Below are 8,100 nucleotides of genomic sequence, written 5' to 3'. Positions count from 1 at the left end.
CCCCCCCCCCCCCCCCCCCCCCCCCCCCCCCCCCCCCCCCCCCCCCCCCCCCCCCCCCCCCCCCCCCCCCCCCCCCCCCCCCCCCCCCCCCGCGCCCGCCCCGGGCGCCCGCCGCCGACAAGGCGCATCCCGTTGGACCGCAATCGGGTTCGCCGCGCCGCTCCTCGCCTACCTGCTCGTGTTCTACGCGTACCCGCTGTGGCGCAACATCGAGCTGAGCGCCCACGACTACACGGTGCGGGCCTTCGTGCAGGGCAACCCCGAGTTCGCGGGCCTCAGCAAGTACGCGGAGGTCTTCGGGTCGGAGTCCTTCGGCACCGCTGTGCTGAACACGGCGCTGTTCACGGTCGTCTCCATCGCGTTCCAGTACGCGATCGGGCTCGCGCTCGCGGTGTTCTTCCGCAACAACTTCCGGCTCTCCGGTGTGCTGCGCGCGCTGTTCCTCGTGCCGTGGCTCCTGCCGCTCATCGTCTCCTCGTCCACGTGGGCGTGGATGCTCAACAGCGAGAACGGGATCATCAACTCCGTGATCGAGGCGTTCGGCGGCGAGCAGGTCAACTGGCTCACCTCGCCGGACACCGCGCTCACCGCCGTCATCATCGCCAACATCTGGCTCGGCATCCCGTTCAACCTCGTGATCCTCTACTCAGGACTCCAGCAGATCCCGCAGGAGACCTACGAGGCCGCCTCCCTGGACGGCGCGAGCGCGCGCGAGCAGTTCTGGCACATCACGCTGCCGCTCCTGCGCCCCGTCTCCGCGATCACGCTGCTGCTCGGCTTCATCTACACGCTCAAAGTCGTCGACGTCATCTGGATCATGACCACCGGCGGGCCCGGCGACGCCTCGCTCACCCTCGCCGTGTGGTCGTACCGCGAAGCGTTCGGGACCGGGCAGCCCGACTTCTCGCCCGCCGCCGCGATCGGCAACCTGCTCATCGTCATCGCGCTCGTCTTCGGCTTCGTCCACCTGCGCATCCAGCGGAACGGAGAACGCCGATGACCGCCTCGAGGACATGGTGGAAGACCGGCCTCGGCGTCGTCTTCACCGCGATCATGCTGTTCCCCGTCTACTGGATGGTGAACGTCTCGCTCACGCCGACAAACGAACTGCGCCAGACCAACTGGTTCCCGGCGCACCCGACGTTCGAGGGGTTCGAGTCGGCGCTCGCGCAGCAGCTCCCGGCGCTCGGCACCAGCCTCGCCATCGGCGCGGGCTGCGTCCTGCTCACCGTCGTGATCGCCGCACCCGCCGGGTACGCGCTCGCAATCCTCAACCTGCGCGGCGGGCGGGCCCTCAACTTCCTGCTGCTGGTGGCGCAGATGATCCCCGCGGTCGTCATGGCCATGGGCTTCTACGCGATCTACGTGCGCCTGGGGATGCTGAACACGGTGTGGGGCCTCGTCATCGCGGACTCGACGATCGCCGTCCCCTTTGGAGTCCTGCTCTACACCACCTTCATGGCGGGCATCCCCAAGGAGCTCATCCAGGCCGCCCGCGTCGACGGCGCCGGGGCCTGGGGCACGTTCACCAAGATCATCCTGCCGGTGAGCCGCAACTCGACGCTCACGGTGTCGCTCTTCGCGTTCCTGTGGGCCTGGTCGGACTTCATCTTCGCCTCGACCCTCAGCCGCTCCAGCGAGTACGTGCCGATCACCCTCGGGATCTACCAGTACATCGGCAACAACACGACACAGTGGAACGCGATCATGGCTACCGCCGTCGTCGCTTCGCTCCCCGCGGCGATCCTCCTGGTCGTCGCCCAACGATATGTGGCCGCCGGTGTGACCGCCGGTGCCGTGAAGGACTGAACCAGTGCGAGACAACATCGTCCCCGTCGACCCTCCCGGCGGCCTGCGGGGGCTCGGCCTCGGCGAGTTCCGCCTCGACGGCGGGTTCTGGGGCGGCCTCCAGGCCGTCAACACCGCCGCCACGCTCCAGCACTGTCTGGAGTGGATGGAACGCCTCGGCTGGATCGCGAACTTCGACCGCGTCGCCCGAGGCGACACCGGCGGGGAGCGGCCCGGCTGGCAGTTCTCCGACTCGGAGATCTACAAGCTGATGGAGGCCCTGGCCTGGGAGCACGGGCGGACCGGCGCCGAGTGGGCCGAGGAGGCGTTCACGGCGCTGACCGAACGCGTCGCCGCCGCCCAGGACGACGACGGCTACCTGAACACCTGCTACGGCCATGCGGGACAGGCGGAACGGTACAGCGACCTGTCTTCGGGGCACGAGCTGTACTGCACGGGCCATCTGCTGCAAGCCGCGGTCGCGCGGGTCCGCACGGTCGGAGAAGACAAGCTCGTCGAGGTCGCGCGGCGGGCCGCGGACGAGGTCTGCCGGACCTTCGGCGCCGAGGGCCGGGACGGCATCTGCGGGCACCCCGAGATCGAAGTCGGCCTCGCTGAACTGGGGCGGGCGCTCGACGAGCCCCGCTACACCGAGCAGGCGCGACTCTTCGTCGAGCGGCGCGGCCGGGGCACGCTGAAGCCCGTCACGCTGCTTGATGCCTCCTACTTCCAGGACGACATCCCGGTCCGCGACGCCGACGCCTGGCGCGGTCACGCGGTGCGGGCGCTCTACCTGGCCGCCGGAGCGGTTGACGTCGCCGTCGACACGCAGGACACGGAGCTGTTCGAAGCCGTTGCGCGCCAATGGGGGAGGAGCGTCGAGCGGCGCACGTACCTCACCGGCGGCATGGGCTCGCGCCACCAGGACGAGGGCTTCGGCGAGGACTGGGAGCTCCCGCCCGACCGCGCCTACTGCGAGACCTGCGCCGGGATCGCCTCGAACATGGTGTCGTGGCGCCTCTACCTTGCGACCGGCGACGTGCGCTACGCCGACCTCATGGAACGCACCTTCTACAACGTCATCGCGGCGTCCCCGGCGGAAGACGGCAGGGCGTTCTTCTACGCCAACCCGCTCCACCAGCGCAGCGCCGCAGCCGATGTCCGCCCCAACGAGGTCAACCCGCGCGCCGAAGGCGGCGTCCGCGCCCCCTGGTTCGACGTCTCGTGCTGCCCCACAAACCTGGCCCGGACCCTCGCGAGCTGGCAGGCCTACGCCGCATCGGTCGACGGCGACCGGGTCTCGCTGCTCCAGTACGCGAACGGCGACATGCGGATCGAGGTCGGCGGCGAGGCCTTGGCGCTCCGGATTTCCACCGAGTACCCGCGCGAAGGCGCGATCCGGATTGAGGTCCTGGAAGCTCCCTGCGCCGGAGTAGAACTGCGCCTTCGGGTTCCGGACTGGGCCGAGGGCGCGAGCCTCGCCAACGAGTCGGCGGCGTACGCGGTCGAACCGGGCTGGGCCGAGGTGCGGGGCCCGCTGGAACCCGGCCGGGTCATCGAGTTGAACCTGCCCGTGGAACCCCGGTTCACCTGGCCTGATGAGCGGATCGACGCCGTGCGGGGCTGCGTGGCCGTGGAACGCGGGCCGCTTGTCCTGTGCGTCGAGTCGACCGACCTGCCTGAGGGACACGTGATCGAGACCCTCCGCGTCGACCCCGCGCACCCGCCTCAGTCTGAATCGGACGGAGCGGTCGTCCAGGCCAGCTCGTCGCCAGCGCCGACGGCCCCGAACCCGGGTGTGCCGTACCGTTCCACCCTGCAGTGGAACACCGAGACGCCCACTGCCGAACTCCAGCTGATCCCGTACCACCGCTGGGCCCAAAGGGGCAGCGCGACCATGCGCGTGTTCCTCCCAACGCTGTAAGCAAGCGGCCCTTGGCAAACCCCTTGGCCAAGGGCCGCCGCATCCGCCCGAATTGACCGCTACTCCCGGGCCGCCGCCCGGTAGCTTTCGAGGATTGCTACCGCGCGCTGCAGGGACTTCGGGCGGCCGAACCAGTGCAGGCACTTCAGGGCGCTCGGGCGGTGGTTTCCGGTGGCCGTCTGGATCTCGACCTCCCAGGTGTGTTCGTCGCCGCCGGTCTGGATCGCGGTGATGTCGTTCCAGGCCACGCGGATCTCGCCGATGCTCTGGACGAAGGTGACGCCCTCCGCGTCGATGATCATCCTGCAGCGCAGGCCGAACGCATTGCCGATCGTGCCCGCGACGATCACCAGGTACAGGCAGCCGCCGAGCAGCGTCTCGATGATGCCTTCATTGTTGCCCTTCATGACCAGGTAGACCGGCACCGCGACCGAGAAGTACCCGAGCAGGACCACGCCCAGGAGCTTCCGGGCGACCGCCGCGCGGCACCGCAGGGTGCGAGGTTCGTTCACGGGACCCGAGCCTAGGGGCCCGACGTGAACACCAGAAGCCGCCGACCGCATCTCGCGGTCGGCGGCTTCAGCCCCCTTGCTACACGTCGGAGCGCTTGAGCCGCAACGCCGCCGCTCCGACCACCGCGACCACGTACCCGAGGAACACCGTCAGCCCCGCCCAGGGCGACAGCGCGTCACTCGCCTGCGTGACCGAAGTAAAGGCACCGGCCGCGCTCGACGGCAGGTACTGCACGACATCGCTCCAGCTGTCCGGGACCAGCAGTGCGGCGACCCCGCTGAGCAGGAACATGACGCCGAAGAGCGTGGTGATCGCGCCGGGCGTCGAGCGCATCAGCGCACCGAGCCCGATGCCGAGCAGGCCGGAGCCTGTGAGGACGACCGCCGTCCCGATCACGGCCCGCGCCACGCCCTCGTCCGACCAGGAGGCGCCGCCGTCGCCGATGATCGCCTGGCCCGCGGTGAACGCGATGGCCGCGCCAGCGAGGGCCACGGTGAAGACCACCGCGACGAAGACCGCGATCTTCGCCCACAGCACCGGCAGCCGCTTCGGCACGGCTGCAAGCGAAGAGCGGATCATGCCCGTGCTGTACTCGCCTGCCATGAGCAGCACGCCGAGCGTGCCGAACGCGAGCATCGCGAAGTTCGTGCCGGTCAGGCTCGCGCCGACCACGTTGGTGGGCTCGTTGCCGGGAGGGCCCTGCGGGTCCGAGCCGTCGCCGAACATCGACGAGGCGAGCAGGCCGAACCCGACGAGCAGCAGCACCGCGACGACCAAGGTGATCACGGTGGAGCGCACGGACCAGAACTTGATCCACTCGCTCTTGACGACGCGGGCCAGGCTGACCCGCTTGCGCGCCCGGGTCTCGCGGGCCGCGACCGGTTCGAGGGTTGCCGTGGTCATCGTGCTTCTCCGATCAAGGTGGACTGGTATTCGACGGCGTCCTTGGTGAGCTCCATGAACGCCTCCTCCAGCGAGGGGCGAACGACGTGGAGCTCGTGGATCGCTATCCCTGCGGCGGCAGCGCGGTCGCCGATGTCCTCGGCGGACATCCCGGTGACCTCGAACAGGCCCCGGTCGACGCTGAGGACGGTGGTCCCAGGCCCGGCGATGAGGTCGTGCAGCGCGTTCGCGTGCGGCGACCGCACCCGGACGCTCTCGTTGGCGGCGGTCTCGATGAAGCCGGCCACCGAGGTGTCGGCGATCATGCGGCCCTTGCCGATCACGATCAGGTGCTCGGCTGTGAGCGCCATTTCGCTCATCAGGTGTGAAGAGACGAACACGGTGCGTCCTTGTGAAGCGAGATCACGCATCAGGTTCCTGATCCACAGCACACCCTCGGGGTCGAGGCCGTTCGTCGGCTCGTCCAGGATCACCACGTCGGGGTCGCCGAGCAGCGCGGAGGCGATGCCCAGGCGCTGGCCCATGCCGAGCGAGAACCCGCCGACCCGCTTGCGGGCCACTTGATGGAGGCCCACGATGTCGATCACCTCGTCGACGCGGGACTTCGGGATGCCCGTGGTCGCGGCCATCGCGTGCAGGTGCCGGTACGCGGTGCGCCCGGTGTGGACGGCCTTCGCGTCGAGCAGCGCGCCCGCCTGGTGGAGCGGGTCCAGGTGGTCCTCGTACGGCCGCCCGTTGACGGTGGCGGTCCCGGCGGTGGGCCGGTCGAGGCCGAGGATCATCCGCATGGTGGTGGACTTCCCGGCGCCGTTGGGGCCGAGGAAGCCGGTGACGATGCCGGGCTTGACGGTGAAGGTGAGACCGTCGACGGCGGTGTGGTCGCCGTATCGCTTGGTGAGGTCGTGTACTTCGATCATGCGGTCAAGTCTCGGTTCCGGCGGCCGTAGTCGTCGTCCTCCAGCCATGGGCGGTTGGGGTACTGCAACGGCGGTAGGCGGCGCGTTCACCGCTACTGCGAGTGGACGATGACCTGGGAACTCGTTCGCGCGTACGATTCCGGCATGGCATGGGGGACGACTCGGGCGTGGACGCGGAGGCACGCGACGCTCATCGACACGCTCTTCGCGGTCGCGTTCGTCGGGCTGTTCTTCACGGGCTTCTTCTTCGGCGACGGACACGGCCCCGCCGCCCGCGCCGACTTCACCATCGCCGACTCGGCCCCCGCGCACGTCATCGCCGGAGCCACCGCGCTGTTCGCCCTGGCGGCCCGGCGGCACTGGCCCGAGCGGCTGCTCGTCCTCGACACCGCGGTCTCGGTCGGCATCATGATCGCCACCGGGTACCGCCATCCGCTCTTGATCGTGACCTGGCTGATCGTCGCCTACACGTTCGCGCGGCGCACGAGCCGGCGCCGGGCGTGGCTCGTCGCGGGCGCCTGCATCGCGGCCATGTTCCTCGCCTCGGGCCTGTTCGGCGACGGCGGCTGGACCGCCCCGGACAACTTCGGCGTCACCGCCTGGTCGATCGCCGCCGTTGCGATCGGCGACGCGACCCGCAGCCGCCGCGCCTACATCGAGGAGGTCGAGGACCGCGCCCGCCGCGCGGAGGAGACCCGCGAGGAGGAGGCCCGGCGCCGGGTCGCCGAGGAGCGGCTGCGAATCGCCCGGGAGCTGCACGACGTTGTGGCCCACCACATCGCGGTGATCAACGTGCAGGCCGGCGCGGCCGCGCACGTGCTCCAGACGCGCCCGGAGGCGGTCGGTCCTGCGCTGGCGCACATCCGGCGGGCGGCGGACACGGTGATGCAGGAGCTCGCCTCGGTCGTGGGCGTGCTGCGCAGCCCCGAGGAGCCGGGGGACGACAAGCCGACCGAACCGACCCGCGGCCTGGCGCGACTTTCGGAACTGCTGGACTCGTTTGCGGCGGCCGGGCTGCGGGTCGAGCACCGGCAGCGGGGTAACGCGCGCGACCTGCCCGCGGTGGTGGACCTGGCCGCGTACCGGATCGTGCAGGAGTCGCTGACGAACGCGCAGAAGTACGGGACCGGCCGCGCCGAGCTGGCGATCGAGTACGGGCCGGAGTCGGTCCAGATCGACGTCGTGAACGCGATCGCCAAGGGCGCCAAAGCGACCGGCTCGGGCTACGGTCTGGTCGGGATGCGCGAGCGGGCCGCCGCGACGGGCGGTACCGTCACCGCCGGGGTCGTGGACGGGCGGTTCGCCGTGCACGCCGAGCTGCCCGCAACCGCTAAGGAGACGCCGTGACCATCCGGGTCCTGCTGGCCGACGACCAGGCGCTCATCCGCGCGGGTTTCGCCATGATCATCGGTTCCGAGCCCGATCTCGAGGTGGTCGGGGAGGCCGCGAACGGCCGCGAGGCGGTCGAGCTGGCCCGTTCCGAGCGGGCCGACGTGGTGCTCATGGACATCCGCATGCCGGAGGTCGACGGCATCGAGGCGACGAAGCGGATCGCGGCCGACGACGATCTCGCGGGCGTGCGCATCCTCGTGCTCACGACGTTCGAGAACGACGACAACGTGGTCCTCGCGCTGCGCGCTGGCGCGAGCGGGTTCCTCGGCAAGGGCGTCGAGCCCGCCGACCTGGTGCGCGCCATCCGGGTCGTCGCCTCGGGCGAGGCGCTTCTATCGCCGAAGGCGACGCGCAGCATGATCGGCCGCTTCCTCAGCCAGAACGAGCCCGGCCCGCTGCCGAGCCCCGAACCGCTTGCGGCCCTGACCGAACGCGAGCGTGAAGTCCTCGCGCTCGCCGCGCACGGCTTGTCGAACGACGACATCGCCGCGAAACTCTACCTCTCGCCGCTGACCGCGAAGACCCACGTCAACCGGGCGATGACGAAGCTCGGAGTGCGCGACCGCGCGCAGCTGGTGGTCATCGCGTACCAGACCGGCCTGGTCAGGCCCGGGGACCCGCTCCCGTAAACATCACTTTGTTCATTCGAACAAGATCATGTTA

The 8,100-nt window shown here is 70.2% G+C and carries 8 protein-coding genes; 5 read left to right on the top strand and 3 right to left on the bottom strand.

Annotation, left to right across the window (positions count from 1 at the left end):
• Window positions 1–178: 178 nt before the first annotated feature.
• Genes ACZ60M_RS16145 through ACZ60M_RS16135 form a run of 3 tightly spaced genes read left to right on the top strand, consistent with a single transcriptional unit; the run spans window position 179 to window position 3,712 of the window.
• Complete coding sequence (locus ACZ60M_RS16145; RefSeq protein ID WP_465418765.1) at window positions 179–1,000, top strand: carbohydrate ABC transporter permease; 822 nt, start codon at window positions 179–181, stop codon at window positions 998–1,000.
• Window positions 997–1,809 (top strand): carbohydrate ABC transporter permease, encoded by an 813-nt coding sequence (locus ACZ60M_RS16140; protein WP_465418763.1) that lies wholly within the window; start codon window positions 997–999, stop codon window positions 1,807–1,809. Before ACZ60M_RS16145 ends, ACZ60M_RS16140 begins: the two co-directional genes overlap by 4 nt.
• A 4-nt stretch (window positions 1,810–1,813) precedes the next feature.
• Window positions 1,814–3,712 (top strand): glycoside hydrolase family 127 protein, encoded by a 1,899-nt coding sequence (locus ACZ60M_RS16135; RefSeq protein WP_465418761.1) that lies wholly within the window; start codon window positions 1,814–1,816, stop codon window positions 3,710–3,712.
• 59 nt (window positions 3,713–3,771) lie between these two features.
• Here the strand turns inward: ACZ60M_RS16135 and ACZ60M_RS16130 are convergent, their stop codons facing one another.
• The 3 genes from ACZ60M_RS16130 to ACZ60M_RS16120 form a co-directional block, all read right to left on the bottom strand.
• Window positions 3,772–4,224: a PH domain-containing protein gene (locus ACZ60M_RS16130; RefSeq protein ID WP_465418760.1), complete on the bottom strand. Its 453-nt coding sequence runs from the start codon at window positions 4,222–4,224 to the stop codon at window positions 3,772–3,774.
• Window positions 4,225–4,303: 79 nt separating this feature from the next.
• Window positions 4,304–5,128 (bottom strand): ABC transporter permease, encoded by an 825-nt coding sequence (locus ACZ60M_RS16125; protein ID WP_465418758.1) that lies wholly within the window; start codon window positions 5,126–5,128, stop codon window positions 4,304–4,306.
• Window positions 5,125–6,045, bottom strand: a complete 921-nt coding sequence (locus ACZ60M_RS16120) for an ABC transporter ATP-binding protein (protein ID WP_465418756.1) — start codon at window positions 6,043–6,045, stop codon at window positions 5,125–5,127. Before ACZ60M_RS16120 ends, ACZ60M_RS16125 begins: the two co-directional genes overlap by 4 nt.
• Before the next feature lie 144 nt (window positions 6,046–6,189).
• Here ACZ60M_RS16120 and ACZ60M_RS16115 point away from each other — a divergent pair, with 144 nt between their 5' ends.
• Window positions 6,190–7,392, top strand: coding sequence for a sensor histidine kinase (locus ACZ60M_RS16115; RefSeq protein WP_465418755.1), 1,203 nt, complete (start codon window positions 6,190–6,192; stop codon window positions 7,390–7,392).
• Entirely contained in the window at window positions 7,389–8,066 is a 678-nt protein-coding gene (locus ACZ60M_RS16110; RefSeq protein WP_465418753.1) for a response regulator, read from the top strand. Before ACZ60M_RS16115 ends, ACZ60M_RS16110 begins: the two co-directional genes overlap by 4 nt.
• Window positions 8,067–8,100 lie beyond the last annotated feature (34 nt).

It is taken from the genome of Glycomyces sp. NPDC050141, assembly GCF_055586545.1.
Note: the sequence above shows the minus strand (reverse complement) of the source record. Positions and strands in the feature narration are given on the sequence as shown.

Excerpts from the sequence above, each read along its gene's own strand:
- ACZ60M_RS16115 (WP_465418755.1), top strand. The coding sequence starts at position 6,190 with ATGGCATGGGGGACGACTCGGGCGTGGACGCGGAGGCACGCGACGCTC.
- ACZ60M_RS16120 (WP_465418756.1), bottom strand. The coding sequence starts at position 6,045 with ATGATCGAAGTACACGACCTCACCAAGCGATACGGCGACCACACCGCC.
- ACZ60M_RS16140 (WP_465418763.1), top strand. The coding sequence starts at position 997 with ATGACCGCCTCGAGGACATGGTGGAAGACCGGCCTCGGCGTCGTCTTC.
- ACZ60M_RS16125 (WP_465418758.1), bottom strand. The coding sequence starts at position 5,128 with ATGACCACGGCAACCCTCGAACCGGTCGCGGCCCGCGAGACCCGGGCG.